Origin of the sequence: Halomonas campaniensis, from assembly GCF_014193375.1 — a bacterium.
Taxonomy (GTDB): Bacteria; Pseudomonadota; Gammaproteobacteria; order Pseudomonadales; family Halomonadaceae; genus Halomonas; species Halomonas campaniensis.
Map to the genome: position 1 here is coordinate 123,029 of NZ_JACHZF010000001.1, position 26,701 is coordinate 149,729.

Here is a 26,701-nt window from a genome sequence, read left to right on the forward strand (position 1 = left end):
CTCGGGCAGGCGCCCGGCCGCGATGCGGCCGGGCGCAGGACGATGAAGGCCTGGGTGATCAGCGCCCGTAGGTGGCGACGTCCGACTCGGCCACCTCGACGCGGACGCGCTCGACCTCCTCCAGGAAGGCATCCACGCGGTCGCCGTCGAGGCCGAAGTCGTTGACGATCCAGTCGCGCCAGGCGGGGGTGGCGATCTCGGACATCCGCGCCCGCTCCTCCGGGGGCATGATGTAGCACTCCTGGAAGGTCTCGCAGGACTCCTCCCAGCTGGCGGTGGCCAGGGCCCCGGACATGCCGTGGCCGATGGCGATGGCCTCGCGGGCCGAGGTGACGATGGCCTCCTGCTGGGACTCGGTGAGGCCCTGGAACCATTCCTCGCTGACCAGCCAGGCGGCGCTGTTGTACACGTGGCCGGTCAGGGTGGTGTAGTCGGTCACCTCGTGGAAGTTGAAGGTGGTGTTGAGCACCGGGGCGTTGAACTGCCCGTCGGCCAGGCCGGTCTCCAGGGCGGTGATCACCTCGCCCCAGGGCAGCGGGGTCGCCGAGGCGCCCAGCGCGCGCATGATGGCCACGTGGCCCGGGTTCTCCTCGGTGCGGATGTTGAGCCCCTCGAGGTCATCGACGGTGCGGATCAGCCGCTCGTTGTTGGTGAAGGCCACGAAGCCGCCGCCGTCGTCGAAGGTGCCCAGGTAGCGCATGTCGGTCTGTTCGATGGTGCCGGACATGAAGTCGGCGAACCACTCGCCGTCGAAGAAGGCCCAGGCCTGGCGCCAGTTATCGAAGATGAAGGGCGCGGTCATCATCTGGTAGTCGGGGTAGTAGGAGGACATCGCGCCGGTGGTGATGATGGTGGACTGCAGGGTGCGGCCACCCTGCACCTCCCGCGCCGTCTCCACCTCGGAGCCCAGCTGGCTGTTGCCGAAGATCGAGACCGTCACCTCGCCGTCGGTGCGGGTCTCCACCAGGTTCTTGAAGTGCACCAGGGCCGGATACACCTCGTTGTTGCTCATGTTCTCGGGAAGGATGGTGGCGATGGCCATCTCCTCGGCCTGGGCCTGGGCGGCCGCCATGGCCAGCGGGAGTGCGGCGAGGGCGAACAGCCCGGTAAGGGATCTCATGCGCATGATGCCTGCCTCTTGTGATTTGTTCGTTGCATGGCTCGGGGAAACGGCAGCGTCGGAAGCACTGCCCTGCCTCAGAGCCTAGGACGAACGCGGCGAGGCTGCTTGCCCCCGGCTGCGGAGCCTTTGCCCGGGAGTGCGCCGGGGCCGGTCAGGGGGCGCGGCGATCCGCCGAGGGGGTGGTGCCGAAGTGGCGCCGGTAGGCCCGCGAGAAGCTGCCCTGGTCCCGGAAACCGACCAGCGAGGCCACATGGCCCAGGCTCAGGTCGCTGTGGCAGACCAGCGTCCGGGCGTGGCGCAGCCGGCGCTGCTGCACGTAGGCCTGAGGCGTGAGGCCGGTCATCTCGCGAAAGCGGCTGTGGAAGTGCCCCACGCTCAGCGCGCAGAGCGCGGCCAGCTGCTCGACGCGGATCTCGTCGGCCAGGTGGCGGTCCACCCAGGCCTCGAGCCGGGCCAGGTGGAGGCGCTCGCAGGGGCGCCGCGCCAGGGGAAAGGCGCCATCCCCGGCCAGCGGCTCGCTCTCCAGGTGGAGGTGGATGGCCCGCAGCAGCAGCGCGGCGATCTCGCTGTGCAGCGCCGGGCACTGCTCGAGCTGCTGCATCAGGCTGCCCGCCAGCCGGTGGAGCTGCGGCGGCACGCTGAAGAAGCGCGGCCCCTCGAAGAGGCGCTCGATGCGGTCGGCGTCGCGCAGGGCGGCGAGGCTGCCACGGGGGATGTCGAGGACCAGGGTGCGGTTGCGGCCATCACCCAGGTACTCGTGTCGGCTGGAGGTGGGGATGAGGCAGCCGCGGCTGGCGGTGATCCGTCCGCCCTCGCCGTCCACCGCCAGCTCGGTGACCCCGCAGGTGGCCAGGATCAGCTGGTGGAAGTCGTGGGCGTGGTCCACGTGTTCGCGGTCGAGGGTGGTGGCGCGCAGGTCGAGATGGGGCATGGGCGTCGGGTCGTGGCAGTGGCCATGACCCATTACCATGGTCTCAGCCCCCGTTGAAGGCAAGCGACCCGCACCTCAGTAGCCCATCAGGTCCGGCAGCCAGGTGGCCACCGGCGGCACGGCGATCAGGATCAGGATGGTGGCCAGGATCGGCAGCAGGAACGGCAACACCGCCACCACCACCTGGCCATAGCGCAGCCGGGTGATGCCCACCATCAGGAACAGCACGTTGCCGAAGGGGGGCGTGATGACCCCCACCGACAGGGTGATCACCATGACGATGCCGAAGTGGATCGGGTCCAGGCCGGCAGCCAGGGCCGCCGGGACCACGATGGGGGTGAAGATCAGGATGCTCTCCACCACCGACATGAAGCAGCCGATCAGCAGGAAGAACAGCGCGAAGGCCAGCAGCAGCATCACCGTCGGCATGTCGATGCCCGCCACCTGCCCCGCCAGCGCCTGGGGAATGCCGATGCGCACCAGGATCCAGCCATAGAAGCTCGACACCGCGATGATCAGCAGGATCGCCACGCTGAACATCAGGGTGCGGCGGAAGGAGAGATACAGCGCCTTGAGGCTCAGGTCGCGATAGACCAGCCCGCCCAGCACGATGGCATAGAGCGAGGCCACCGCGCCGGCCTCGGTGGGGGTGAAGAAGCCCGTCCAGATCCCGCCGACGATGATCGCCGGCATCATCAGCGGCAGCACCGCGCGACGCCCGGTGCGCACCACCTCGCGCCCGTCGAAGGGCACCGGCGCGGGCATGGCGACACGCCCGCCGGCCCCCAGCCCCACGGTCATGCCCATCAGCAGCAGCGCCATCAGCAGGCCCGGGACGACCCCCGCCATGAACAGCGCGCCGATGCTGACGTTGGCCAGCCAGCCGTAGACCACCAGGGCGATGCTGGGCGGCAGGATCGGGCCGATCACGCTGGAGGCGGCGGTGATGCCGGCCGAGTAGCCCAGGTCGTAGCCGCGCTCCTTCATGGCCTTGATCTCGATGCTGCCGAGGCCGGCGGCATCGGCCACGGCGGTGCCGGACATGGTGGCGAAGATCGAGCTCGCCACCACGTTGGCATGGCCCAGGCCGCCCCGGGTGAAGCCCACCAGGGCCGTGGCGAAGTCGAAGATCCGGGTGGTGGTCGAGCCGGTGTTCATGATGTTGGCGGCGAGGATGAACAGCGGGATCGCCAGCAGCGTGAAGTTGTTGAGCGTCTGCACCATGCGCAGCGACATCAGCTCCACCGGCAGCCCGCCGGTGCCGGTCACCGCCAGGGCGACGAAGGAGGTGATGCCGATGGCCACCACCACCGGCAGGCCGATGATCATCAGCACCAGCAGCCCGCCCACGAAGATCGCGAGTTCCAGCATCAGGGAGCCTCCCCGCCGCTGCCGCCCACCGCCTGCCAGGCCACCCTGCCGCGCAGGGCCTGCCAGGCGGAGAGCAGCGTCATGCCGGCGAAGCCGACGAAGATGCCGTAGTAGAGGTAGCTGAAGCTGATGCCCAGCGACACCGTCCGGTTGTTGGCGCTCATCTCGGACATGGTCCAGGCGCCCCAGGCCGCCAGGGCGAAGAAGCCGCAGGAGAGCAGCGCCGTGAGCCGGTACTGCAGCGCCAGCGCCAGCGGCGGCAGCCGGTGGCTGAACAGGTCCACCAGCAGGTGCTCCCCGCGCACCCAGGCCGAGAGCGAGCCGAACCCCACCGCGTAGATCGCCAGCAGCGTGGCCACCTCCTCGGTCCAGGGCATGCCCAGGTCCAGCAGGTCGCGGGCCACCACCGCCGCCACGATCAGCAGCAGCACCCCGGCCAGCAGCAGCACCCCCAGCAGGTCGCAGACCAGGGTCACGGCCCTGAGCAGCCGGCAGGCCAGCCGGTCGACGGCCCCCCGGGGTAACGCGCTCTCTTGCCTCACGGAAACATCCTCTCGTCCCTCACGGCTCGGCGGCGCCCGCTGGGCGCCGCCGAGATCGTCGAATCACCCCATCAGGCCCTGACGTCATTCACCGCCCAGGGCATCGTCCATCACGCCATCGGCCATCTCGTCGAGAATCCGCTCGATGGCCGGCATGGCCGCCTCGCGGAAGGCCGCCACGTCGGGCTCGATGACGGTCATGCCCTCCTTCTGCAGCTCCTCGAGGTAGAACTCGTCGAGCTCCCGTTCGCGCTCGGTGCCGTGCTGGCGCGCCACCTCGATGGCCTCGCTGATCAGCGCCTGGTCATCGGCCTCCAGGCCGTCCCACCAGCGCTTGCTGGCCACCCAGTTCCACGGGAACATCACGTGGCTGGTCAGGATGATGTGGTCCTGAACCTCCCACAGCCGGCGGGTATAGGGCGAGGAGAGGGAGTTCTCGTGGCCGTCGACCTGGCCGGTCTGCATGGCCAGGTAGATCTCCGGCGCCGGCACGTTGACCACCTGGGCGCCGATCTCCTCCCATACCTCCAGCCACACCGGCAGCGAGGGCAGCCGCAGGCGGAAGCCCTGCAGGTCATCCGGCGAGTGGATCGCCTTGTTGGCGGTCATGTGCCGCGGGCCGCGGTGCTGGGTGCCGAAGTACTTGATGCCGCCCTTCTCCTCGGCGATCTCCACCAGACGCTGGCCGGAGGGGCTCTCCATGTAGGCGTCCACCTCCTCCCAGGTGGAGAAGACGAAGGGCACGGTGATGGCGTCATACTCCGGCGCGTACTGCTGGCGCCAGTTGCCACCAGTGATGGAGAGCTGGGTCTGGCCCAGGTTGAGCAGCTCGAGCACGGCGTTCTCGCCGCCCAAGGAGCCTGCCAGGAAGGGGCGGACGTTGAAGCGGCCCGGCGCCTGCTCCTCGAGATACTCGGCGAAGCGCTCGACGGCGGCGCTCTCGGAGCCGCCCTCGCTCATGGTGTTGTTGACCTGGATCTCGATGGTATTGGCCAGCGCGAAGGGGGCGGCCGCGGCCAGGCCCAGGCTGGCGAGGGTGGCAAGTAGCGTCTTGCGCATGTGAGGTTCTCCCGGCGGTATTGTCGTTATGGGGGTGCCGCCACGCGGAAGGCGGCTCCGGCACCCTGATCTTGGGACAAGCCTCGTCCCGGCTCAAATCGAGGTTGGAGAAGGCAGGCTTCGTGAATAACGATGGCAGAAGATAGCGCGATCTCGCGCGGACTGTCGGCGGGTACCGTGCCCGTTACGACCAAAGGAGGATACCCCGGCGACTATTCCGGAGCCCCCAATGCGAGGTAGCCACACTGTGACGCCAACCGACTGCCTGGAGGGTTCATCATGCACGAAGCCAGCCCCGTCGCCTTCATCACCGGCGCCACCTCGGGTATCGGCGAGGCCTGCGCCCACCGCTTCGCCGAGGCCGGCTGGTCGCTGGTGCTGACCGGGCGACGCCGCGAGCGGCTCGAGGCCCTGCAGCAGGCGATCGGCGAGCGCGTGCCGGTGCACGTGGCTCCCTTCGACGTCGCCGACCCTGACGCGTCGGCCCGCGCCATCGATGCCCTGCCCGCCCCCTTCGCCGCCGTGCGGCTGCTGATCAACAGCGCCGGCCTGGCCCTGGGCAAGGGGCCGGCCCAGGAGGCCGAGCTCGCCGACTGGCACCGCATGATCGACACCAACATCAAGGGCCTGGTCAACGTGACGCGCCTGCTGCTGCCGCGGCTCATCGCCACCGGCCCCGGGGCCACGGTGATCAACATCGGCTCCATCGCCGGGCACACCCCCTACCCCGGCGGCCACGTCTACGGCGCCACCAAGGCCTTCGTCGAGCAGTTCAGCTACAACCTGCGCTGCGACGTCAGCGCCGCAGGAGTGCGCGTCACCGACCTGGCCCCGGGCATGACCGAGAGCGAATTCACCCTGGTGCGCATGAAGGGCGACGCCTCGGTGGTCGGCGACTACTACCGCGGCACCCGGGCGCTGCAGCCCCGCGACGTGGCCGAGCAGGCCCTGCATATCGCCGAGCTGCCGCCCCACGTCAACATCACCCGGCTGGAGGTCGCCCCGCTCTGCCAGCAGTGGTCGCCCTTCACGGTGCTTCGCGACGACGGATGAGGTGGTCGACCAGGTGGCGAGCCGTCACCGGCAGCGTCTCGTAGCGGCGCATGCCGATCACCAGCTCTCGCCGGGCCCAATCGTCGGCCAGCGAGATGCTGCACAGCGCCAGGTCGCGCAGGTCGCGGTAGATGGTGCGCTGGGGCAGCACCCCGACCCCCATGCCGTGGTGGATCATCCGGCAGATGGCGTCGAAGCTGCGCACCTGGATGCGCATGCGCAGCGTCCGGCCGGCGCGGCTGGCCTGCTCGTGGAGCAGCGACTGCAGCGAGGCGTCCTGCTGCAGGCCGACGAAGTCGTACTCGGTGGCCTCGTGGAGGCACAGCGACTCGCGCTCCGCCAGGGGATGGTCGCGGGGCGTCACCAGCACCAGCCGGTCGCTGCGATAGGGCATCACCTGGAGGTCCTGAGCGGGCACGTGGCCGGCGAAGATCCCCAGGTCGGCCAGGCCGTCGCGCACCGCCGCGATCACCTCGCTGCTGACCCGCTCCTGCAGGTCCAGCTTGATCTGCGGGTAGTCCCGCGAGAAGTCGCTCAGGTCGCGGGGCAGGAAGGCGATGATCGCCGAGGTATTGGAGTGGATGCGCACATGGCCGCGGATGCCCTCGCCGTACTCGCTGAGCTCGGCGTGGAGGCGCTCGACGTCCTCCAGGATGCGCCGTGCATGGTGCAGGAAGGCCTGGCCGGCCGGCGTCAGCTGCACGCCCCGGGAGCGCCGGTAGAGCAGCGGCGTGCCGACCAGCGCCTCGAGGTCGCTGATGCGCTTGCTCACCGCCGCCAGCGCCAGGTGCTCGCGCTCGGCCGCCGCGGTCAGGCGCCCCTCGTCGGCCACGGTGACGAACAGCTTCAGGGTCAGGAAATCGAAACGGCGCATGGGGCCCCCGGGTGAAGGGATCGACGAACGACATCGCGGCACTATACCCGCAGGTTCGTGTTCCACGAAACCAAGCTTGTCGATTGCCTAATGGCAGGCCGCCGGGTCCATGCCCCATGATAGGCCCAAGACCGCACAAGGAGTCTCCCCCATGACGACCCCGGAAACACGCCAGCTCCCCCTGGCCGGGCTGAAGGTGATCGAGCTGGGCCAGCTGATCGCCGGCCCCTTCGCCACCAAGCTGCTGGGCGAGTTCGGCGCCGACGTGATCAAGATCGAGCCGCCGGGCACCGGCGATCCCCTTCGCAAATGGCGAATGATCGAGGACGGCACCTCGCTCTGGTGGCATGTCCAGACCCGCAACAAGCGCTCGGTCTCGCTGGACCTGCGCACCGCCGAGGGCCAGGACCTGGTCCGGCGGCTGGCCGCCGATGCCGACGTGCTGGTCGAGAACTTCCGCCCCGGCACCCTGGAGCAGTGGGGACTGGGCTACGCGGCGCTGTCGGCCGCCAACCCCGGGCTGATCATGGTGCGCGTCTCCGGCTACGGCCAGACCGGCCCCTACCGCGACAAGCCGGGCTTCGGGGTGATCGGCGAGGCCATGGGCGGCCTGCGCTACCTGACCGGCCAGCCCGGCGAGCCCTCCGTGCGCGTCGGCGTCAGCATCGGCGACTCCCTCTCCGCGCTCTACGCGGTGATCGGCACCCTGCTCGCCCTCCAGGAGCGGCACCGCAGCGGGCAGGGCCAGGAGATCGACGTCGCCCTCTACGAGTCGGTGTTCGCCATGATGGAGAGCCTGCTGCCGGAGTACGACGCCAGCGGCCAGGTCCGCGAGCCCAGCGGCAGCGCCCTGCCCGGCATCACGCCCTCCAATGCCTATCGCACCCGGGACGGCGACTACGTGCTGATCGCCGGCAACGGCGACAGCATCTTCAAGCGCCTGATGAGCGTGATCGGCCGCCCCAAGCTGGCCGAGGATACCGAACTGGCCCACAACGACGGCCGCACCCGCCGCGCCGCGGAGATCGACGCCGCCATCGAGGCGTGGAGCCGCCAGCACGGCCGCGACGAGATCCTCGCCGCCCTGGACGAGGCCCGGGTGCCGGCCGGCTACCCCTACACCGCCGCCGACATCGCCCATGACCCCCACTACCTCGCCCGGGAGATGATCCAGTCGTTCACCCGGCCGGACGGCCGGCCGCTGAAGGTGCCCGGGGTGCTGCCCAAGCTCAGCGCCACCCCCGGGCGCCTCGGCCAGGGCGGGCCCGCCCTCGGCGCCCATACCGAGGAGGTGCTCGACGAGCTGGGCATCGACGAGGCGACCCGCGCCAAGCTGCGCGACGCCGGCATCATCTGACCCCCGACCGACCCAGGATTTCCATCATGACCCAGCTGCAGATCAATGAGGTGGCCCCCCGCGACGGCTTCCAGATCGAGGCGACCTTCGTGCCCACCGCGGCGAAGATCCGCCTGATCGACGCCCTCTCCGCCACCGGGCTGGCCCGCATCGAGGCCACCTCCTTCGTGTCGCCCAAGGCGGTCCCGGCGCTGGCGGACGCCGCCGAGGTAGTGGCCGGCATCACGCGCCGGCCGGGGGTGGGCATCACCGTGCTGGTGCCCAACCTCAAGGGCGCCGAGCGGGCGCTGGCCGCCGGCGTCGACGAGATCAACCTGGTGATGTCGGCCAGCGACTCCCACGGCCTGGCCAACCTGCGCATGACATCGGCGCAGTCCCTCGAGCAGCTCGCCGCCATCGTCGAGGCGGTGCGCGCCCACCCACAGGGCCGGGAGCTCTTCATCAATGCCTCGCTCTCCACCAGCTTCGGCTGCCCCTTTGAGGGCGCGGTGGCCGAGGCCCGGGTACTCGCGCTGGTGGAACGCCAGCTGGCGCTGGGCGTGCAGGGGGTGACCCTCTGCGACACCACCGGCATGGCCAACCCGGCCCAGGTGGCCCGCCTCTGCGAGGCGGCGCAGGCACGCTTCCCGGGCATCCCCTTCACCCTGCACTTCCACAACACCCGCGGCATGGGCCTGGCCAACGCCCTGGCCGCCTGGCAGGCCGGTATCACGCGCTTCGACGCCTCCCTGGGCGGGCTCGGCGGCTGTCCCTATGCCCCCGGGGCCACGGGCAACGTCTGCACCGAGGACCTGGTGCACATGTTCGAGCAGATGGGGGTGGCGACCGGCGTCGACCTGGACGCCCTGCTGGCCGCCTCGGCCACCCTGCCCGAGCTGGTGGGGCACGAGACGCCGGGGCAGGTGGTGAAGGCGGGCAAGGCCGACCGGCGCTATCCCATGCCGGCCCGCTGATGCCGGCCCGCTGATGCCGGCGCCCATGCCGGCCCGCTGATACCGGCCGGCCATCACGGAAGGGCGCGGGGTCGTCAGGCTAGTGTGCCAGGGTCTCGGCGCGCGACTCGACGACCCCGCGCACCACGTAGTCCCGCGCCACGCCGATGTGGTAATCGATCGCCTCCCGGCAGCGCGCCGGGTCGCCGCTGGCCAGGGCGTCCAGCAGCAGGTGGTGGCAGTCGGCGATGGTGTCCGGGTCCTCGTGGGTCTTGGTGATCAGGGTGATGCACAGGCGCAGCTCGTGGGCCAGGTCGTCGAAGCCCTTGAGCAGCCGGCGGTTGCCCACGGCGGCGATCATCATGCGGTGGAACGCCAGGTCCTCCTCGATGCGCCGGCTCTCGCTGCCGCTCGCCGCGGCCTCGCAGAGCACCTCGACCTGGCGGTGAAGGGCCCGAAGGGCCTCGGCCGAGCAGGCGTGGGCCAGGTGCTCCATGGCGTGGCGCTCCAGGCAGAGCCTCAGGTCGAAGATGTCCTCGAGCTCGCCCGCGTCCAGGGCCCGCACGAAGAAGCCGCGGCGCGGCTGTGACACCAGCAGCCCCCGGCTCTCCAGCAGCCTGGCGGCCTCGCGGATCGGGGCCCGGCTGACCCCCAGCGCACGGGCCAGCCCCACCTCCGAGAGCCGCTCCCCGGGGATGAAGCGCCCAGCGATGATCGCCTCGGTGAGGTGATCGGCCACCTGGTCGACCAGGTTGGGCGACCGGATCGCCCTGAAACCCTCGCTCTGCGACTCGGACATCCCTGCACCACCCCTCGGACTTTGACCCAGACTGCGCTCATTATGGCCGACACTGCGGAGTTGTCGACCGTCGATTGCCGACTGTCGACAGTTTGCCAGGTCGCTGCTAGGTTCATTCAGGTGGCTTCTCGTACCGAACAACAACCGCAACAATCGGGGGACAGCACCATGAAGACTCCACTGGCCATCGCCATCGCCGCGGCGGCACTCTCCACCACGGCCCTCTCCACCACGGCCCTCTCCACGGCGGCCCTGGCCGACGAACCGAAGACGGGCGGCACCCTCAACACCATCATCCAGCCCGAGCCGCCCGGCCTGGTGCTGGGCATGATCCAGAACGCCCCGACCCGCACCGTGGCCGGCAACATCTACGAGGGGCTGCTGCGCTACACCACGGACCTCGAGCCGATTCCCCAGCTGGCCGAGTCCTGGGAGACCAGCGACGACGGCCTGACCTGGACCTTCCACCTGCGCGAGGGGGTCACCTGGCACGATGGCGAGCCCTTCACCGCCGCCGACGTGGTGTTCTCCGCCGACGTCTTCCACCGCGAGCTCAACCCCAGTGCCCGGGCGGTGCTGCAGCACATCGCCTCCATCGAGGCCACCGACGACCACACCGTGGTCTTCACCCTCGAGGAGCCCTTCGGCCCCTTCCTGATCTCCTTCGAGGCCGGCACCTTCACCATGGTGCCCAGGCACATCTACGAGGGCACCGACTTCCGCGATAACCCGGCCAACAACCACCCCATCGGCACCGGTCCCTTCAAGTTCGACAACTGGGACCGCGGCACCGTGATCCAGCTGGTGCGCAACGACGACTACTACGAGGAGGGGCTGCCCTACCTCGACGGCGTCAACTGGCACATCATCCCCGACGGCGCCTCCCGCGCGGTGGCCTTCGAGAACGGCACCGTGGACGTGCTGCCCAACGGCACCATCGAGAACTTCGATATCCCGCGCATCTCGGCCATGGACAACGTCTGCATCACCGACGAGGGCCACGAGTACTTCAGCCCCTTCGCCATGCTGTGGATGAACAACCGCGAAGGGCCCACCGCCGACCGGCGCTTCCGCCAGGCGGTGATGTACGCCATGGACCGCGAGTTCGCCCGCGACGTGCTGTGGAACGGCCTGGGCAACGTGCCGCTCTCCTCCTTCGGCTCCAACGCCCGCTTCCAGCACGACGGCCTCGAGCCCTACGATCACGACCCGGAGCGCGCCCGGGAGCTGCTCGAGGAGATGGGCTACGACGGCGAGGAGGTCCGCCTGCTGCCGCTGCCCTACGGCGAGACCTGGACCCGCTGGGCCGAGGCCGTGCAGCAGAACCTGCGCGAAGTGGGGGTCAACGTGCGCACCCAGGCCACCGACGTGGGCGGCTGGAACCAGCGCCTCTCCGAGTGGGACTACGACCTGGCCTTCACCTTCCTCTACCAGTACGGCGACCCGGCGCTGGGTATCTCGCGCACCTACCTCTCCAGCAACATCGAGAAGGGCTCGCCCTGGAACAACGTCGAGGGCTACGAGAACGAGCGCGTCGACGAGCTGTTCAACGCCGCCGCCACCGCCTTCCCCGACGAGGAGCGCGAGGCCCTCTACCACGAGGTCCAGGAGATCCTCCACGAGGATGTCCCGGTGGGCTGGCTGCTCGAGCTCGGCTTTCCGACCCTCTACCGCTGCGATGTCAAGGACCTGATCAACTCCAGCGTCGGGGTCAACGAGGGCTTCCGCGACGCCTGGCTCGACCGGTAAGGGACCTGCCGGCCGCCGCTGGCGGCCGGCACCCCCGCACCCGACCAGGCTCCACTGACGACGCGGGGCGGCTCCCCGAGCCGCCCCATCCCCCGCCGAGGGAACCCCATGCTCTATGCCAGACTGATCCTGTCACGGCTCGCCAAGGCCGTGGTCGTGCTGTTCCTGATCGTCATCTTCAACTTCTTCCTGATCCAGATGGCGCCGGGCGACCCCGCCGCCATCCTGGCCGGCGAGGCCGGCGCCACCGACGAGGAGTTCCTGCGCCAGCTGCGCGAGCGCTTCGGCCTCGACCAGCCGCTCCACGTGCAGCTGTGGCGCTACGTCTCGGGCATCGCCATGCTCGACTTCGGCTGGTCCTATCGCCAGCAGATGCCGGTGCTGGACCTGATCCTGGCCCGCCTGCCCGCCACCCTGCTGCTCACCGGCACCGCCTTCGTGCTGTCCCTGGCGCTGGGCATCGTCGCTGGCTCCCTGGCCGCCGCCCGCGTCAAGAAGCCCTCCGGCTCGCTGATCATGGCGCTGGCCCTGGTCTTCTACGCCACCCCGCTGTTCTGGGTCGCGCTGATGGCGGTGGTACTGTTCTCGGTCTATCTGGACTGGCTGCCGGCCTACGGCATGGTCACGGTGGGCGCCGGCCACACGGGGCTGGCGATGGTGCTGGACGTCGGCAAGCACCTGATCCTCCCCGCCACCACCCTGGCGCTGTTCTTCATGGCCATCTACACCCGCATGACCCGCGCCTCGATGCTCGAGGCCAGCCAGCAGGACTACGTCAAGACCGCCCGCGCCAAGGGGCTCTCGCCCGGCGTCATCCAGCGACGGCATATCCTGCGCAATGCCCTGCTGCCGATCATCACCCTGGCGGGCCTCCAGGCCGGCCAGATGGTCGGCGGCGCCATCCTCACCGAGACGGTGTTCGCCTGGCCCGGCATCGGCCGGCTGATGTACGAGGCGCTCATGCAGCGCGACTACAACCTGCTGCTCGGCATCTTCTTCTTCTCGGCCGCCCTGGTGATCGTCTTCAACATCATCACCGACCTGGTCTATCGCCTAGCCGACCCGCGCATCAAGGAGGGGTCATGAGCTTCTTCGCCCGCTTTGCCCAGAACCGCGGCGCCCTGATCGGGCTGATCATCCTGGTGGCGATCATCCTGATGGCCCTGCTGGCCCCGGTGCTCTATCCCGAGTCGCCCTGGCGCATGGTGCAGCGCCCCTTCCTGGCGCCCATGGAGGTGGAGGGCTTCTGGCTCGGCACCGACACCATGGGCCGCAACGTGGCCGCCGGGCTGATGCACGGCGCCTGGGTCTCGCTGCTGATCGGCCTGGTCTCCACGGTGGTGGCGCTGGCCATCGGCGTGCCGCTGGGGGCCGTGGCCGGCTACTACGGCGGCCTGATCGACGATGCCCTGATGCGCTTCACCGAGTTCTTCCAGACCATCCCCAACTTCGCCCTGGCCATCGTGCTGGTGGCGATCATGCAGCCCAGCGTCACCTCTATCGTGCTGGCCATCGCCCTGGTCAGCTGGCCACCGGTGGCGCGCCTGGTGCGCGCCGAGTTCATGTCGCTGCGCCATCGCGAGTACGTGGAGGCGGCGCGCCTGGTGGGCCAGACCAACCGCACCATCATCCTGCGCCAGATCCTGCCCAACACCCTGTCGCCGATCATCGTGCTCGCCTCGCTGATGGTGGCCACCGCCATCCTGCTGGAGTCCGCCCTCTCCTTCCTGGGCCTGGGCGACCCCAACGTGATGTCCTGGGGCTACATGATCGGCGCGGCGCGCACGGTGATCCGCCAGGCCTGGTGGCTGAGCTTCTTCCCGGGGCTGGCGATCCTGCTGACCGTGCTGGCCCTGAACCTGGTGGGCGAAGGCCTCGACGACGCCCTGAACCCGAAGCTCGCCCGCGAGCGCTCGTGAGGAATGCCCATGACAGCCACTGACACCACCTCACCCGGGCCGGTGCTGAGCCTGCGAAACCTGACCATCGCCCTGCCCGCGGGGGCCGACCGCGACCACGCCGTGGAGGACGTCAGCTATGACGTCGCCCGCGGCGAGATCCTCTGCGTGGTGGGCGAGTCGGGCTCGGGCAAGTCCATGGCCGCCAACGCCATCATGGGCCTGCTGCCCAAGGGGGTGCGCCCGGTGGGCGGCCGGGCGCTGTTCGACGGCCAGGACCTGCTCAGCCTCACCGAGAAACAGCACCGCCAGCTGCGCGGGCTGCGTATCGGCATGATCTTCCAGGAGCCGATGACCGCCCTGAACCCGCTGATGCGGGTGGGCGCCCAGATCGCCGAGGTCTTCGAGGCCCATGGCCGACTGAACGCCCGGGAGCGCCAGGAACAGGCGCTGGCCCTGCTCACCGAGGTGGGCATTCCCCAGCCCGAGAAGGCGATCCGCGCCTACCCCTTCCAGCTCTCCGGCGGCCAGCGCCAGCGGGTGATGATCGCCATGGCCCTGGCGCTGGAGCCGGAGCTGCTGATCGCCGACGAGCCCACCACCGCGCTGGACGTCACCACCCAGGCCCAGATCCTCGAGCTGATCCGCGACCTCCAGGCCCGCCGGGACATGTCGGTGATGTTCATCACCCACGATTTCGGCGTGGTCGCCGAGGTCGCCAACCGGGTCTGCGTGATGCGTCACGGCCGGATCGTCGAGCTCGGCGACGCCGAGACGGTGCTCAAGCATCCCCGCCACGCCTACACCCGGGCGCTGATCGAGGCGATTCCCAGCGACGTGATCCCCGAGGCCCGCGGCGCCGAGACCGATACCGCCCTGCTCGAGGTGACCGGGCTCAACAAGGTGTTCCGCTCCAGGGGCGGGCTCTTCAAGCCGGCCCGGGAGGTGCATGCCCTGCGGGACGTCTCCTTCTCGCTGGTCAAGGGCGAGACCATCGGCATCGTCGGCGAGTCGGGCTCCGGCAAGTCGACCCTGGGCCGCTGCATCGTGCGCCTGGAGCGCCCGGACAGCGGCCACCTGAGCCTCTCCGGCACCGACTTCATGCACCTCACGGGCGAGGCGCTGCGCCGCGAGCGCCACCGGGTGCAGATGATCTTTCAGGATCCCTACGCCTCCCTGAACCCCCGCACCCGGGTGGGGATGGCCATTGCCCAGGGCCCCATCGCCAACGGCGTGGCCAGGGGCAAGGCGCTGGCCCGGGCCGACGAGCTGCTGGAGCTGGTCGGGCTCGGCGGCACCGCCGACCGCTTTCCCCACGAGTTCTCCGGCGGCCAGCGCCAGCGCATCGGCATCGCCCGGGCGCTGGCCCTGAACCCCGAGCTGATCGTCGCCGACGAGGCGGTCTCGGCCCTGGACGTCTCGATCCAGGCCCAGATCCTCGAGCTCCTCGAGGAGCTCAAGCAGAAGCTGTCGCTGTCGCTGCTCTTCATCACCCACGACCTGCGGGTCGCGGCCCAGATCTGCGACCGCATCATCGTCATGCAGCACGGCCGCATCGTCGAGCAGGGCCCGGCCCGGGATGTCTTCCTGGCCCCCCGGGAGGCCTACACCCGGGAGCTGCTCGACGCCATCCCCGGCCGCGAGCACGAGCTCGCCGATGCCTGACAGGCTCACCCACAAGGAGACGAGGGAACGAATGGATGCCCTGCTGAAGGAGATCGCCGAGCGGATTGGCCCGGCCAACGTGCTGGTCGGCGACGACGTGGCGGCGCGCCGGGTCGACTGGCTCACCGGCGCGCCCTGCCGCGCCGGCGCCATCGTCCGGCCCGGCTCCACCGACGAGCTGGCCGCGGTGATGCGCGCCTGCCATGCGGCCCGCCAGCCGGTGGTCACCCACGGCGGCCTGACCGGCCTGGTCCACGGCGCCGAGGCCGCCCCGGAGGAGCTGGCCATCTCGCTGGAGCGCATGAGCGCCATCGAGTCGGTCGACCCGGTGGGCGGCACCCTGACCGCCCAGGCCGGCGCCCCGCTGCAGCGGGTCCAGGAGGCGGCCGAGGCGGTGGGCCTGCAGTTCCCCCTCGACCTGGGCGCCCGCGGCAGCTGCACCATCGGCGGCAACATCGCCACCAACGCCGGCGGCATCCGCGTGATCCGCTACGGCATGATGCGCCAGCAGGTGCTGGGGCTGGAGGCCGTGCTCGCCGACGGCCGCGTGGTCAGCTCCATGAACCACATGCTCAAGAACAACGCCGGCTTCGACCTCAAGCAGCTGTTCATCGGCAGCGAGGGCACCCTGGGCATCGTCACCCGCGCGGTGCTGCGCCTGCAGCCCCCCACCCCGGACGTGCAGACGGCGCTGGTGGCCTGCCCGAGCTTCGCGGCGCTGACCGGGCTGCTCGGTCACATGGGGCGGGCGCTGGGCGGCAGCCTGGCGGCCTTCGAGGCCATGTGGCAGAGCCACTATCGCCTGCTCACCGAGGAGAGCGGCCGACACCCGCCGCCGCTGGCCACCGACGCCCCCTTCTACGTGATCCTGGAGTCCCTGGGCACCGACCCGGACGCCCACGCCGCCCAGTTCTCCCGGGCCCTGGAGGACGCCCTGGAGGCCGCGCTGATCGACGACGCCGTGCTCGCCCAATCGGCCCAGCAGCGCCAGGGCATCTGGGCCATCCGCGAGGACATCGAGGGGCTGATCCAGGCCCTCTCGCCGCTCTTCACCTTCGATGTCAGCCTGCCCATCGCCGCCATGGAGCGCTACGTGGCGGACCTCGAGACGGCGCTGCACCGGCGCTGGCCCGAGGGCCGGCTGGTGACCTTCGGCCATCTGGGCGACGGCAACCTGCACCTGTCGGTAGGCGTCGGCGACAAGGCGCCGGCGACCCGCGCCGCGGTGGAGGCCATGGTCTACTCCCCGCTGGCCGAACTGGGCGGCTCGGTCTCCGCCGAGCACGGCATCGGGCTGGAGAAGCGCGACTACCTGGCGATCTCCCGCACCCCGGAGGAGATCGCGCTGATGGGCACCCTCAAGCAGGCGCTGGACCCGCTGGGGCTGCTCAATCGCCACAAGGTGCTGCCCCACGGGGCAGGCTGAGCCGCCGGCATGCGCCTGTTGGCACAGCGCTTTCGGCTGGCGACCGAGGCGCGCCCGCTGCTCGGGTCCGCGGCGCTGATCGCGGCCATCGGGCTGTTCTGGGGCGGCAACTGGCCCGCCGTGCGCTTCATCCTGATGGACCTGCCGCCCTTCACCCTGCGGGCGATCGGCTTCACGACGGGGGCACTCCTGCTGCTGGCCTGGGCCCGCTGGCGGCGCCTGCCGCTGGGCGTATCGGCCGAGGAGTGGCCGTGGCTCATCGCCACCGGGCTGTTCACGATCCTCGGCTTCAACCTGGCCACGGCCTTCGCCCAGCTCAGGATGCCCACCTCCCAGGCCGCGATCATCGCCTTCACCATGCCCTGCTGGGCCCTCTTGCTGGGGTGGTGGCTGCTCGGCCAGCGCATCACCGGGCGCCAGTGGCTCGGGCTGGCCTGCGGCCAGGCGGGCCTGCTGGTGCTGCTGGGCCCCGCGGCCCTGGCCGGCGGCTCCCAGGGGCTGACGGGGCCTCTGATCATGCTGGGCGCAGCGCTTTCGTGGGCGCTGGGCACGGTACTGATCAAGAAGCGCGGCGCCTGGCAGAGCCATGCGGTGGTGATCACCGGCTGGCAGTTCGCGATCTGCGCAATACCCATGGTCGTGATGATGGTGGCCTGGGAGTCACCGCCACCGCCGGCCGCCTGGCGGCCGAGCACCTGGCTGGCCCTGGGCTACCACCTGCTGTTCTCGATCACCCTGGCCCAGATGCTCTGGTTCATGAACGTCAACCGGCTGACCATCGCCCAGGCCACCATCTCGACCCTGATCATCCCGACCGTCGGCGTCACGAGCGCGATCCTGCTGCTCGGCGAGCCATTGAGCGCCAAGGTCTTCCTCGCCCTGCTGCTGACCCTGGCCGCCGTGGCCATCGTCATGCTCAACCGGAGAGCCCCACCATGACCCTCACCCTCGCCTCACCGACCGCCGCCGATCGCGCCGACTGGGAGCGCCTCTATCACGGCTATGCCGAGTACTACGGCATGCCCATGGACGCCGCGATCCTTGATACCGTATGGGGATGGATCCAGTCGCCGGACGAGCCCTTCCACGGCCGACTGGCGCGCAACGCGGACGGCGAGGCCGTCGGCCTGATGCACTTCCGCCCCATGCCCTCGCCGCTGCGGGGCACCCGCATCGGGTTCCTGGACGACCTGTTCGTCGACCCGGCCCATCGCGGCAGCGGGGCCGTGGACGCGATGCTCGATGCCCTGCGCGAGGAGGCCCACCGCCGGGGCTGGCCCTTCGTGCGCTGGATCACCAGGGAAGCCAACTACCGGGCGCGGGGCGTCTACGATCGCCACGCCACCCGCACCGACTGGCTGACCTATCAGCTCGAACCCTGACACCCTTCGACGACCACCGACCGGGAGTTTTTCATGCCGCGATTCCCCGACCACCTGACCGGTGACGGCCCCGACAACCCCTTTCCCGGAGTGCGCGTGCTGGAGCGCCGCCTGGGCCGCGAGATCCCCCACCAGCTGGGCTCCAACGAGGGGCTCGACATGCCCCACCGCGCCCTGCGCGAGCGCTTCGGCGACGCCATGGCCGCCCACGTCTACAGCTACGGCGACAGCGAGGCGCTGGGCATCCGCCGGCGCCTGGCCGAGCAGAAGGGCATTCCCCTGGAAGCGATGCTGGTGGACGCCGGCGCCGACAGCCTGATCGCCCTGGCGCTGCGCGCCGTGGCCGAGCCCGGCCTGCCGGTGGTGAGCACCACCGGCACCTACCCCACCTTCGGCTACTTCGCCCGTGGCCAGGGCTGCCGGCTGGTGGAGGTGTCCTACGACGAGGGCCCCGGCCGCCTGGCGCCTGACCTGGAGGCCCTGGCCCGGGCCGCCCATGACCATCAGGCACGGCTGGTCTACCTGGCCAACCCCGACAACCCGGGCGGCCACCTGCATGGCGACGACGCCGTGATGGCACTGCGCAAGGCGCTACCCGATGACTGCTGGCTGCTGCTGGACGAGGCCTACCACGACTTCCGCGAGGATGCCGACGGCGACTTCGGCCGCCGGGTGCTGCCCGGGGTGATCCGCCTGCGCACCCTCTCCAAGGCCCACGGCCTGGCGGGGCTGCGGGTGGGCTACGCCATCGCCGAGCCGGAGACGCTTGCGGTGATGATGAAGGTGCGGATCCACTATGCGGTATCGACGCTGACCCAGGCCGCCGCCGAGGCAGTGCTCGACGCCCCCGACGAGGTGGACGCCCACGTCGCCGCGGTGCGCGAGCGCCGGGAGCGGCTGGCAGCGCATTTCCGCGCCCTGGGCGCCGACGTTCTGCCCAGCGCCACCAACTTCGTGGGTATTCGCCTGGCCGATGCCGACCTGGCCGGCCGGGTCCACCAGGCCCTGCTCGACGAAGGCAAGCTGATCGCCCGCCCCGCCGACCCGGCGCTGGGCCATGTGCTGCGCATCACCGCCGTGGCGGACGCCCTGGTCCCGGGGCGCCTCGCCACCCTGGAGCAGGCCCTGGCCGGACGCTGAGCGTGAGCGCACCGCCCGAGGGCGGTGCGGCAGGCGCTCCGGGTCTCAGCAGCGGCCCTGCATCTTCAGTCCCGGGGGACAGAAGCCTCGGCGGCGGCGATCATCGTAGTGGTAGTGACGCTCCACGCGGCGGTGGCGATAGCGATCCCGGTAGTAGCGATCGTCGCCGCGATAGTGGCGATAGCCTCTGTCGCCGTCGATCTCGATCAGCGGCCGTGTCTCCACCCGGGCGGGGGTATAGCTGCATCCCGCCAGGGTCAGGGTGGCGGCCACCACGGCCAGCAGGCTCAGACGAGCGGGAGTCCTCATGGGGTTACCTCGCAGGGCAATCGGTGGATGAGCTCCCTTCGTTCCCGGTTCGGTCTCGTGTGCCGTCAACATCTTGACGGTGGCCTCTGGCGGGCCTCAGCAGCGGCCCTTCTTGGCCTGGCCCGGCGGGCAGAAGTAGCCGCCGCGCGAGTAGCCGCCCCGGTCGTCATCGATGACGATCAGCGGCTCGGACTTGATGCGGGCGGGGGTGTAGCTGCAGCCGGCCATGACCAGGCTGGCGGCGACCAGCACGAGGGGAAACCACAGGCGCCGTGACATGGGACCTCCTTGTTGTCGTGGGGGATTTTCCGGCGTCCATTCTAGCCAAGCGGCCGCCACCCTCCCATGTGGCAAGGCGGCGACAAGCGCGTCGCCAACTGGAGACAGTAGCCAATCCGCCGGCGAGCGGCGATAGTGATAGCCATTAGTCTGCAAACGGGATTCCCATGGACAGCGTACGTCGCCACGCCCTTCTCATCATCGTGCTCGGCGGCCTGGTGGTCACCCTGGCCATGGGCCTGCGCCACGGCTTCGGGCTGTTCCTCGAGCCCATGAGCTCGGAGCTGGGCTGGGGCCGCGGCGTGTTCGCCTTCGCCCTCGCCCTGCAGAACCTGCTCTGGGGGCTCTCCCAGCCCTTCGCCGGGGCCCTGGCCGACCGCTACGGCGCCGCCCGGGTGGTGGTGACCGGTGGCGCCCTCTATGCGCTGGGCCTGCTGTTCATGGGAGTCTCGGAGTCGGCACTGGGCATGACCCTCTCCGCCGGCGTGCTGATCGGCCTGGGCCTCTCCGGCACCACCTTCTCGGTGATCCTCGGCGCCGTGGGGCGCGCCGTGGCGCCGGAGAAGCGCAGCATGGCCATGGGCATCGTCAGCGCCGCCGGCTCCTTCGGCCAGTTCGCCATGCTGCCCGGCACCCTGGGGCTGCTGGGCTGGCTGGGCTGGTCCGCGGCACTGCTGGCGATGGGCGCCATCGCCGCGCTGATGCTGCCGCTCGGGGCCATGCTGCGCGACCGCCCCTCGGCCAAGGCCGCCGGCGATATCAGCCTGGGCGCGGCGCTCACCGAGGCGTCCAACCATCGCGGCTTCTGGCTGCTCTGCCTGGGCTTCTTCGTCTGCGGCTTCCAGGTGGTGTTCATCGGCGTGCACCTGCCGGGCTACCTGTTCGACAGCGGTATCGCCGTGCAGGTGGGCAGCACCGTGTTGGCCCTGGTGGGACTCTTCAACATCTTCGGCACCTACGCCGCCGGCTGGCTGGGCGGGCGCTACGCCAAGCCGCGCCTGCTCACCTGGCTCTACCTGATCCGCGGCGTGGTTATCACCCTGTTCCTGGTTGCTCCCCTCAGCCCGGCCAGCGCCTACCTGTTCGGCATCGCCATGGGCCTGCTGTGGCTCTCCACGGTGCCGCTCACCAACGGCATCGTCGCCTCGGTGTTCGGGGTGCAGCACCTCTCCATGCTGGGCGGCATCGTCTTCCTCTTCCACCAGCTCGGTTCCTTCATGGGGGTCTGGCTGGGGGGCCTGCTCTACGATATCCACGGCGACTACGACGTGGTCTGGAACATCGCCATCCTGCTCTCGGTGGTGGCCGCCGCCCTGCACTGGTTCATCAGCGAGCGGCCGGTCGACCGCCCCGCCCCGGCGGAGGCCGAGGCATGAGCCGCTCACGCCGGCTGACGCTGGCCGCCGCGCTCCTCACCGCCCTGGCTCTCGCCCTGGTCTGGTGGGGCTGGCATCATCTCGATGCCGCCCAGCTGCTGCTGGGCAGCCGACTGTGCTGAGCCCTGCCCTGCCTCGGGGTCCCGCCCCGCAATCGGCCGTCCCACGGTAAGGGCCTCGCACAGCGGGTCGGGGAGCTCGCGGTAGGCGGCGTCCGGCTCGACCCCCAGGCCGTCGAGCACCTTGGTGAAGAAGGCCCGCCCCGCCACCACCGCCACCAGGTCGAAGATCTCGGCGTCGGTCAATCCGCTCTCCCGCAGTCGCGCGACGTCATCGCCGGTGACCCGGCTGGCATCGCCCGCCACCCGGCGCGCGAACGCCAGCAGCTCCCGCTCCGCGGCGTCGAGGCCGCCAGGCTCGCCACCCCGGGCGATCGTCGCCACCATCTCGTCATCGAGCCACTGGCCCAGCGCCTTGCCGTGGGCCAGGGCGCAGTAGCTGTTGCCCAGCACGCTGGCCGCGGCCAGGGTCGCCAGCTCGAAGCGCCGCGGCGCGACGTGCCGGCGGATGCTGGCCAGCAGCGCCGCCCAGGCCGCCATCACCTCGGGGCGATGGCTGAAGGCCCGGGCGTAGTTGGGCAGGTAGCCGAAGTGCGCCTGCTGGCGCCGGTACATCTCGTCGACCGCCTCGTCGGCCTGCTCGGGCGGGATGGTGTGGATGAAGGTCATGGCTTGCGCTCCTGCAAGTGGGTCGCCGGCCCGGGCCCGCCGGGCGGCGTGGTTGGGGGGCGCGCCTATGCCGTCTCGGCTCGGGGGTGCAGCCAGCGGGGCAGCAGCTCGTCCGGGTCGAAGGCGGCCTCGGCATCGACGCGGATGCCGCAGGCCGCCAGGCGCTCGGTCAGCGAGCCATCCCGCCACGCCTCGAACAGCTCGCTGCAGCCGCCGACCAGGCGCCCGCCGACGAAGATCTGCGGGATGGTGGCCGCCCCGGTGCGCACCGCCAGCACCGGTCGCACCCGGCCGCCGATATCGCCGGCCTGGCAGGCCACCGAATCGAGATCCACGCTGCTCACCTCGACGCCGAGCCGGGCGAACAGCTTGCGGGCCGACCAGCAGAACTCGCACCATTCCAGGGCGAACATCACCACCGGCGCCGAGGCGATCGCCTGGTCGACGAAGGCCACGGCCTCGGCATCGACGTCCGCTGCCGGCGGTCTCGCGACGCTCGTCGCGGGCGGCACCGCCGGGCGGGCATCGAAGCGATACCCCGGCGTGGAGCGCGACAGGGCCAGCTCCTCGTCGTCCATCTCGTCGCGGATGTTCTCGAAGAGTGGGGTCGAGAGGTAGCGCTCGCCGGTATCGGGCAGCATGCAGACGATGCGGCTGCCGGGCGGCGAGCGCCGGGCCACCGCCAGCGCCGCCGCCAGGGTGGCGCCGCTGGAGATGCCGGCGAAGATGCCTTCCTGACGCGCCAGCTCCCGGGCGAGGCGCAGCGCCTCGGCTCCGGCCACCGGCATCACCTCGTCCACCAGGCCGGCCGACACGGCCTGCTCGGTCAGCGGCGAGATGAAGTCCGGGCTCCAGCCCTGCATCAGGTGGGGACGAAAGCCGGGATGGCTGGCCGTCGACCCATCGCGGCCGCGGGGCTGGGCCAGGCCGCTGCCCAGCATCGGCGCGTTGTCCGGCTCGGCCACCACGATCCGCGTCGCCGGGTCGGCGTCCTTCAGCACCCGGGCCACGCCCTGCAGGGTCCCGCCGGTACCGAACCCGGAGACCCAGGCATGCAGTGGCTCGCCCGCGAGGTCGTCGAGGATCTCCCGGGCCGTGGTGCGGCGATGCACCTCGGCGTTGGCCGGGTTCTCGAACTGGCGGCACAGGTAGTAGCCGTGGGTCTCGGCCAGCTCGATGGCCTTGGCCAGCATGCCGCTGCCCTTCTCCGCCGCCGGGGTCAGCACCACCCGGGCGCCGAGGAAGCGCAGCAGCCGGCGGCGCTCGACGCTGAAGTTCTCGGCCATGGTCACCACCAGCGGGTAGCCCTTGCGGGCGCAGACCATGGCCAGCCCGATGCCGGTATTGCCGCTGGTGGCCTCGATCACCGTCTGGCCGGGGCGCAGCTCGCCGCGGCGCTCGGCCGCCTCGATCACGGCCAGTGCCATGCGATCCTTGACCGAGCCCATGGGGTTGAAGGCCTCCACCTTGGCATAGAGGTGGATGTCCGGCGGGGCGAGCCGGGCGAGCCGCACCAGCGGCGTGCCGCCGATGGTCTCGAGGATGCTGTCGTGGCGTGCCATGGGGTCTCTCCTGCGCTTGTTGTCTGGGAGGGGGTACCCGCCAAGCATCGTCGGGCGCCGGGAGAGCGGGCGTGTGAGCCAGCGTGGTTTTTGCGCCTCGCCTCCGGTGCACCAGCGTGGAAAAAGCGAGAGTGAGGCCGGAGAGCCGGCGCCGGGCGGACTATACTGAACAGGTTGTCACTGGCGTGGCGCTGCCACCCGGGGCGAGAGATGAACGCGCTGACCCTCAACCTGCTGGGCGACCCCGAACTCCGTCGGGACGGCCAGCCTGTGGCGCTCCCCCCCTCGCGGAAGACCCGCGCCCTGCTCGCCTACCTCGCCCTGCATGCCCGCCCCTTCAGCCGCGAACACCTCTGCGAGCTGTTCTGGGAGCTGCCCGACGACCCGCGCGGGTCGCTGCGCTGGAGCCTCTCCAAGCTGCGGCGGCTGGTGGATACCCCGGAACGGTGCCGGCTCATCACCGACCGGCTCTCCGTCGGCCTGGATGTCTCCGACGTGGACATCGACGTGCTGAACCTGCAGCGCCTGGTGGCCGGGGAGCTGGCCGAGGCCGATACCACCAGCCTCGAGGCCGCCGCCGTGCGCTATCGCGGCCCCCTGCTGGAAGGCCTCGACCTGCCCGGCTTCCATGACTTCCACAGCTGGTGCCTGGCCGAGCGGGAGCGCGCCATGCGCGCCCAGGCCCGGCTGCTGACCGCGCTGGCGGAGCGGCTGCGGGACCACCCGGAGCGGGCCCTGCCCCACGCCCAGGCGCTGGTCAGGCTCACCCCCTTCGACGAGGCGGCTCACGCCCGGCTGGTCGGCCTGCTGCAGGCGCTGCACCGGCCGCGGGAGGCCGAGCAGCAATACCGGCTCGGCCTGCGGCTGCTCGGGGAGGCCGGCATTCCCGTCACCGGCGCCCTGCCGCGGGCCCGCCGAACAAGGATCGAGCCCCCCTCCCCATCGGACGGCCCTGCGCCGGAGGACGCACTTGAGAGCGCGCCGCCCGTGCCGACCGCTCCCGGCGAGGCAGGCGTGGAGGCGCGGCTCGCCGGGCTCGACCCGGACGCCCTGGAGGTCATTCGCTGGGCCGCCGTGCTCGCCCCCGAGATCGAGGTCTCCGCCCTGGGCCGCTACACGGGCCTGGCCAGCGGTCGCATCGGTGCCGCCCTGGAGGCGGCCGAACGGCGCGGGCTGCTGGCCATCGGCGAAGGGGGCCTGGACTTCGGCGATCCCGAACTGGCCGAGGCGGTCTATGCGACCCTCTCGCCGGCGCGGCGGCAGATGATGCATCGCCGGGTCGCCGACAGCCTGGCCCTGGCGGCGGTCTGCGACCTCGACCACGCCGCCGCCCTCGTCCGGCACGCCGAATGCAGCGGCGACCCCGACCTCGCCGCCGCCGCCCTGGTCGGTGCCGGGCGGCTCTGCCTGCGCTTCTTCGCCAACGACGAAGCCCGGCGCCTCGCCGACCGCGGGCTCGCCCTGGCCGAGCGCCTCCCCGACGTGCGGCGGGTCTGCCTGCTGCTGGAGCTGCGTGAGATCCTGATCAGTGCCGCCCCCCTGGCCGACTGGGAAACTACCGCCACGGCGGTGGTGACCCTGGCCGAGCAGGCCCTGGAGCACGGTGCCCTGGCCCACGCCAGGCTGGGCTACCACCTGGCCAGCCACATCCTCTGGGCGCACGGCCAGTGGACCGATGCCCGCGAGGAGGCCCTCCAGTCGGAGCGCGTGACGCGCTGCGCCGACGACGCCGAGCAGGTGATCGCCATGGCCGAGACCGCCCGCTGCCTGGCCATGCTCGAGCGCGACCTGGATCAGGCCCGCGCCCGGCTGGCCGATGCCCGGGGGCTGGCGAGCCGCTGCCACATGCGCCCCCCGGCCCTGCCCATGGCCGAGGGGCTGCTGGCCTGGCACGCGGGGCGCCAGGCCGAGGCGGAATCGGCCCTCAAGGAGGCCCGCACCCAGTGCAAGGCCAGCGGGGACCGGCTCGGAGAGTTCCAGGCCAACGAGGCGCTGATGATGATGGCCATCGAGCAGGGGCAGCCCGCCCAGGCGCTCTCGCGCTGCCGGGCGCTGCTGCTGCTGGGCGAACGACTCCGCGACGGCAGCGAGGCGCCCTTCGCCCAGGCCGCCCTGGGCCTCTGCCGCCTGGTCACGGACGACGACCCCGCCCCCCTCTACGATGCCCTCGGCGCCCTGCGCGATGCCGACGCCAGGCATCGCCTGGCCTGGGTGCTGAACCGCGCCGCGCTGCACCACCTGGAGCGCGGCCATCCCAGCGAGGCGCACTCGGCCGCCGCGGAGGCCCTGAGCCACGCCCTGGCCCTGGAACGGCGCAGCGAGCAGCTTCTGGCCCACGGGGTGCTGGCCGCCGCCAGCCGGGCGCTGGGCGACCTGCCCGACGCCGACCGCCACGCCCGGGCAGCCGCCGGCCTGCTGCACCCGCCGGCGGGCGACTGGGCCCGCCGACGCGTCGCCGCCCTGCTGGCCACCGCCGAGGCCAGGGGCGACGTGGAGGGGGCGCCATGATCGACCTGTTCCTCGAGCGACAGCTGCCGACGCCGGTCACCCCCGACCTGGTCAGGCAGCTGACCCTGGAGGCCGGCGCCTGCCTGGACCTCCACCGGGTCCAGTGGCAGGGCAGCCTGCTGGCCCGGGATGGCCACCGCCTGGTCTGCCACTTCCGGGCGCGGGATACCGAGTCGGCGCGTATCGGGCTGCGCCAGGCCGGCGCCGAGGTCGAGCGGCTCTGGGCGGGCACGCTCCACGACGCCCCGGGCGAGGGCCCGCTGGCGGCCAACGTGCTGGTGGAGCGCACCTTCCCCGCGCCGGTCACCCTGGCGGCGATCCAGGCCATCGAGGATGCCGGGGCGGCCTGCCTGCAGAACCACCGGGTGTGCTTCGTGCGTACCTGCTTCGCCCTGGACCGGCGGCGGATGCTCTGTCTCTACCGGTCGCCGGATGCCGAATCGGTGCGCCTTGCCCAGCGCCTGGCGGGCATGCCGCTGGAGCGGGCCTGGGCCTTCCGGCACGTCAGGCCTCTCCCGGAAAATTCCACTGCCGCCCGCTGAAAAACCACGGCACCTCCCACGCTGGGTCCCACGCGCCCCTCGCACCCTGCCTGTCGAGACCCGCGGCACGCCGCCGTCGGGCTCGACCACAACGAC

The 26,701-nt window shown here is 71.1% G+C and carries 25 protein-coding genes; 14 read left to right on the forward strand and 11 right to left on the reverse strand.

Annotation, left to right across the window (positions count from 1 at the left end):
- Window positions 1-58: 58 nt before the first annotated feature.
- The 5 genes from dctP to BDK63_RS00600 form a co-directional block, all read right to left on the reverse strand.
- The gene (gene dctP, locus BDK63_RS00580) at window positions 59-1,126 is read right to left on the reverse strand and encodes a TRAP transporter substrate-binding protein DctP (protein ID WP_183329363.1); all 1,068 of its coding nucleotides are present in this window, start codon (window positions 1,124-1,126) and stop codon (window positions 59-61) included.
- Window positions 1,127-1,274: 148 nt separating this feature from the next.
- The gene (locus tag BDK63_RS00585) at window positions 1,275-2,054 is read right to left on the reverse strand and encodes an AraC family transcriptional regulator (RefSeq protein ID WP_183329364.1); all 780 of its coding nucleotides are present in this window, start codon (window positions 2,052-2,054) and stop codon (window positions 1,275-1,277) included.
- 75 nt (window positions 2,055-2,129) lie between these two features.
- Entirely contained in the window at window positions 2,130-3,425 is a 1,296-nt protein-coding gene (locus BDK63_RS00590) for a TRAP transporter large permease (protein ID WP_183329365.1), read from the reverse strand.
- On the reverse strand, window positions 3,425-3,967 hold the full coding sequence (locus BDK63_RS00595; protein ID WP_183329366.1) for a TRAP transporter small permease subunit: 543 nt from the start codon (window positions 3,965-3,967) through the stop codon (window positions 3,425-3,427). The genes BDK63_RS00590 and BDK63_RS00595 overlap by 1 nt, the downstream gene beginning before the upstream one ends.
- Window positions 3,968-4,051: 84 nt before the next feature.
- Complete coding sequence (locus tag BDK63_RS00600) at window positions 4,052-5,026, reverse strand: TRAP transporter substrate-binding protein (protein ID WP_183329367.1); 975 nt, start codon at window positions 5,024-5,026, stop codon at window positions 4,052-4,054.
- 279 nt (window positions 5,027-5,305) lie between these two features.
- On the opposite strand from BDK63_RS00600, the gene BDK63_RS00605 reads away from it, so the two are divergent.
- Window positions 5,306-6,079, forward strand: coding sequence for an SDR family NAD(P)-dependent oxidoreductase (locus BDK63_RS00605; protein ID WP_183329368.1), 774 nt, complete (start codon window positions 5,306-5,308; stop codon window positions 6,077-6,079).
- On the opposite strand, the gene BDK63_RS00610 is transcribed toward BDK63_RS00605, so the two are convergent.
- Window positions 6,054-6,953, reverse strand: a complete 900-nt coding sequence (locus BDK63_RS00610) for a LysR family transcriptional regulator (protein WP_183329369.1) — start codon at window positions 6,951-6,953, stop codon at window positions 6,054-6,056. The genes BDK63_RS00605 and BDK63_RS00610 overlap by 26 nt on opposite strands.
- 151 nt (window positions 6,954-7,104) lie before the next feature.
- On the opposite strand from BDK63_RS00610, the gene BDK63_RS00615 reads away from it, so the two are divergent.
- A complete protein-coding gene (locus BDK63_RS00615) occupies window positions 7,105-8,310 on the forward strand; it encodes a CaiB/BaiF CoA transferase family protein (protein WP_183329370.1) in 1,206 nt (401 codons plus the stop codon).
- 26 nt (window positions 8,311-8,336) lie between these two features.
- Window positions 8,337-9,263: a hydroxymethylglutaryl-CoA lyase gene (locus BDK63_RS00620; RefSeq protein WP_183329371.1), complete on the forward strand. Its 927-nt coding sequence runs from the start codon at window positions 8,337-8,339 to the stop codon at window positions 9,261-9,263.
- 79 nt (window positions 9,264-9,342) lie between these two features.
- Here the strand turns inward: BDK63_RS00620 and BDK63_RS00625 are convergent, their stop codons facing one another.
- Window positions 9,343-10,041 (reverse strand): GntR family transcriptional regulator, encoded by a 699-nt coding sequence (locus BDK63_RS00625; RefSeq protein WP_183329372.1) that lies wholly within the window; start codon window positions 10,039-10,041, stop codon window positions 9,343-9,345.
- 168 nt (window positions 10,042-10,209) lie between these two features.
- On the opposite strand from BDK63_RS00625, the gene BDK63_RS00630 reads away from it, so the two are divergent.
- From BDK63_RS00630 to BDK63_RS00665, 8 genes are all read left to right on the forward strand, one after another.
- Window positions 10,210-11,790, forward strand: coding sequence for an ABC transporter substrate-binding protein (locus BDK63_RS00630; RefSeq protein WP_183329373.1), 1,581 nt, complete (start codon window positions 10,210-10,212; stop codon window positions 11,788-11,790).
- Between the two features lie 108 nt (window positions 11,791-11,898).
- On the forward strand, window positions 11,899-12,876 hold the full coding sequence (locus BDK63_RS00635; protein ID WP_183329374.1) for an ABC transporter permease: 978 nt from the start codon (window positions 11,899-11,901) through the stop codon (window positions 12,874-12,876).
- Entirely contained in the window at window positions 12,873-13,709 is an 837-nt protein-coding gene (locus BDK63_RS00640) for an ABC transporter permease (RefSeq protein ID WP_183329375.1), read from the forward strand. The genes BDK63_RS00635 and BDK63_RS00640 overlap by 4 nt, the downstream gene beginning before the upstream one ends.
- Window positions 13,710-13,712: 3 nt before the next feature.
- Window positions 13,713-15,353 carry an ABC transporter ATP-binding protein gene (locus tag BDK63_RS00645; RefSeq protein ID WP_183329376.1) on the forward strand — a complete coding sequence of 547 codons (1,641 nt, stop codon included), beginning with the start codon at window positions 13,713-13,715 and terminating at the stop codon, window positions 15,351-15,353.
- Window positions 15,354-15,384: 31 nt separating this feature from the next.
- Window positions 15,385-16,779, forward strand: coding sequence for an FAD-binding oxidoreductase (locus BDK63_RS00650; protein WP_183329377.1), 1,395 nt, complete (start codon window positions 15,385-15,387; stop codon window positions 16,777-16,779).
- 9 nt (window positions 16,780-16,788) lie between these two features.
- The gene (locus BDK63_RS00655) at window positions 16,789-17,718 is read left to right on the forward strand and encodes a DMT family transporter (protein ID WP_183329378.1); all 930 of its coding nucleotides are present in this window, start codon (window positions 16,789-16,791) and stop codon (window positions 17,716-17,718) included.
- Entirely contained in the window at window positions 17,715-18,161 is a 447-nt protein-coding gene (locus BDK63_RS00660; protein ID WP_183329379.1) for a GNAT family N-acetyltransferase, read from the forward strand. The genes BDK63_RS00655 and BDK63_RS00660 overlap by 4 nt, the downstream gene beginning before the upstream one ends.
- A gap of 33 nt (window positions 18,162-18,194) precedes the next feature.
- The gene (locus BDK63_RS00665; RefSeq protein WP_183329380.1) at window positions 18,195-19,301 is read left to right on the forward strand and encodes a pyridoxal phosphate-dependent aminotransferase; all 1,107 of its coding nucleotides are present in this window, start codon (window positions 18,195-18,197) and stop codon (window positions 19,299-19,301) included.
- 45 nt (window positions 19,302-19,346) lie between these two features.
- Here the strand turns inward: BDK63_RS00665 and BDK63_RS00670 are convergent, their stop codons facing one another.
- Entirely contained in the window at window positions 19,347-19,610 is a 264-nt protein-coding gene (locus BDK63_RS00670; protein ID WP_183329381.1) for a hypothetical protein, read from the reverse strand.
- A 96-nt stretch (window positions 19,611-19,706) separates the two neighbouring features.
- Window positions 19,707-19,889: a hypothetical protein gene (locus BDK63_RS00675; RefSeq protein WP_183329471.1), complete on the reverse strand. Its 183-nt coding sequence runs from the start codon at window positions 19,887-19,889 to the stop codon at window positions 19,707-19,709.
- 167 nt (window positions 19,890-20,056) lie between these two features.
- Here BDK63_RS00675 and BDK63_RS00680 point away from each other — a divergent pair, with 167 nt between their 5' ends.
- Entirely contained in the window at window positions 20,057-21,265 is a 1,209-nt protein-coding gene (locus BDK63_RS00680) for an MFS transporter (protein WP_183329382.1), read from the forward strand.
- Window positions 21,266-21,270: 5 nt separating this feature from the next.
- On the opposite strand, the gene BDK63_RS00685 is transcribed toward BDK63_RS00680, so the two are convergent.
- Together BDK63_RS00685 and cysK are read right to left on the reverse strand one after the other, a co-directional pair.
- Window positions 21,271-21,993: a carboxymuconolactone decarboxylase family protein gene (locus BDK63_RS00685; RefSeq protein ID WP_183329383.1), complete on the reverse strand. Its 723-nt coding sequence runs from the start codon at window positions 21,991-21,993 to the stop codon at window positions 21,271-21,273.
- Window positions 21,994-22,058: 65 nt separating this feature from the next.
- Entirely contained in the window at window positions 22,059-23,555 is a 1,497-nt protein-coding gene (gene cysK / locus BDK63_RS00690) for a cysteine synthase A (RefSeq protein ID WP_183329384.1), read from the reverse strand.
- A gap of 210 nt (window positions 23,556-23,765) precedes the next feature.
- Here cysK and BDK63_RS18615 point away from each other — a divergent pair, with 210 nt between their 5' ends.
- Both BDK63_RS18615 and BDK63_RS00700 read left to right on the forward strand, forming a co-directional pair.
- Window positions 23,766-26,063, forward strand: a complete 2,298-nt coding sequence (locus BDK63_RS18615) for an AfsR/SARP family transcriptional regulator (protein ID WP_183329385.1) — start codon at window positions 23,766-23,768, stop codon at window positions 26,061-26,063.
- Complete coding sequence (locus tag BDK63_RS00700) at window positions 26,060-26,605, forward strand: nickel-binding protein (protein ID WP_183329386.1); 546 nt, start codon at window positions 26,060-26,062, stop codon at window positions 26,603-26,605. Before BDK63_RS18615 ends, BDK63_RS00700 begins: the two co-directional genes overlap by 4 nt.
- Window positions 26,606-26,701: the final 96 nt, after the last annotated feature.

What these genes read in the sequence shown, in the direction of transcription:
- dctP (WP_183329363.1), bottom strand. Translation starts at nt 1,126, where the DNA reads ATGCGCATGAGATCCCTTACCGGGCTGTTCGCCCTCGCCGCACTCCCG.
- BDK63_RS00585 (WP_183329364.1), bottom strand. Translation starts at nt 2,054, where the DNA reads ATGCCCCATCTCGACCTGCGCGCCACCACCCTCGACCGCGAACACGTG.
- BDK63_RS00590 (WP_183329365.1), bottom strand. Translation starts at nt 3,425, where the DNA reads ATGCTGGAACTCGCGATCTTCGTGGGCGGGCTGCTGGTGCTGATGATC.
- BDK63_RS00600 (WP_183329367.1), bottom strand. Translation starts at nt 5,026, where the DNA reads ATGCGCAAGACGCTACTTGCCACCCTCGCCAGCCTGGGCCTGGCCGCG.
- BDK63_RS00605 (WP_183329368.1), top strand. Translation starts at nt 5,306, where the DNA reads ATGCACGAAGCCAGCCCCGTCGCCTTCATCACCGGCGCCACCTCGGGT.
- BDK63_RS00610 (WP_183329369.1), bottom strand. Translation starts at nt 6,953, where the DNA reads ATGCGCCGTTTCGATTTCCTGACCCTGAAGCTGTTCGTCACCGTGGCC.
- BDK63_RS00615 (WP_183329370.1), top strand. Translation starts at nt 7,105, where the DNA reads ATGACGACCCCGGAAACACGCCAGCTCCCCCTGGCCGGGCTGAAGGTG.
- BDK63_RS00620 (WP_183329371.1), top strand. Translation starts at nt 8,337, where the DNA reads ATGACCCAGCTGCAGATCAATGAGGTGGCCCCCCGCGACGGCTTCCAG.
- BDK63_RS00625 (WP_183329372.1), bottom strand. Translation starts at nt 10,041, where the DNA reads ATGTCCGAGTCGCAGAGCGAGGGTTTCAGGGCGATCCGGTCGCCCAAC.
- BDK63_RS00630 (WP_183329373.1), top strand. Translation starts at nt 10,210, where the DNA reads ATGAAGACTCCACTGGCCATCGCCATCGCCGCGGCGGCACTCTCCACC.
- BDK63_RS00635 (WP_183329374.1), top strand. Translation starts at nt 11,899, where the DNA reads ATGCTCTATGCCAGACTGATCCTGTCACGGCTCGCCAAGGCCGTGGTC.
- BDK63_RS00640 (WP_183329375.1), top strand. Translation starts at nt 12,873, where the DNA reads ATGAGCTTCTTCGCCCGCTTTGCCCAGAACCGCGGCGCCCTGATCGGG.
- BDK63_RS00645 (WP_183329376.1), top strand. Translation starts at nt 13,713, where the DNA reads ATGCCCATGACAGCCACTGACACCACCTCACCCGGGCCGGTGCTGAGC.
- BDK63_RS00650 (WP_183329377.1), top strand. Translation starts at nt 15,385, where the DNA reads ATGGATGCCCTGCTGAAGGAGATCGCCGAGCGGATTGGCCCGGCCAAC.
- BDK63_RS00655 (WP_183329378.1), top strand. Translation starts at nt 16,789, where the DNA reads ATGCGCCTGTTGGCACAGCGCTTTCGGCTGGCGACCGAGGCGCGCCCG.
- BDK63_RS00660 (WP_183329379.1), top strand. Translation starts at nt 17,715, where the DNA reads ATGACCCTCACCCTCGCCTCACCGACCGCCGCCGATCGCGCCGACTGG.
- BDK63_RS00665 (WP_183329380.1), top strand. Translation starts at nt 18,195, where the DNA reads ATGCCGCGATTCCCCGACCACCTGACCGGTGACGGCCCCGACAACCCC.
- BDK63_RS00670 (WP_183329381.1), bottom strand. Translation starts at nt 19,610, where the DNA reads ATGAGGACTCCCGCTCGTCTGAGCCTGCTGGCCGTGGTGGCCGCCACC.
- BDK63_RS00675 (WP_183329471.1), bottom strand. Translation starts at nt 19,889, where the DNA reads ATGTCACGGCGCCTGTGGTTTCCCCTCGTGCTGGTCGCCGCCAGCCTG.
- BDK63_RS00680 (WP_183329382.1), top strand. Translation starts at nt 20,057, where the DNA reads ATGGACAGCGTACGTCGCCACGCCCTTCTCATCATCGTGCTCGGCGGC.
- BDK63_RS00685 (WP_183329383.1), bottom strand. Translation starts at nt 21,993, where the DNA reads ATGACCTTCATCCACACCATCCCGCCCGAGCAGGCCGACGAGGCGGTC.
- cysK (WP_183329384.1), bottom strand. Translation starts at nt 23,555, where the DNA reads ATGGCACGCCACGACAGCATCCTCGAGACCATCGGCGGCACGCCGCTG.
- BDK63_RS18615 (WP_183329385.1), top strand. Translation starts at nt 23,766, where the DNA reads ATGAACGCGCTGACCCTCAACCTGCTGGGCGACCCCGAACTCCGTCGG.
- BDK63_RS00700 (WP_183329386.1), top strand. Translation starts at nt 26,060, where the DNA reads ATGATCGACCTGTTCCTCGAGCGACAGCTGCCGACGCCGGTCACCCCC.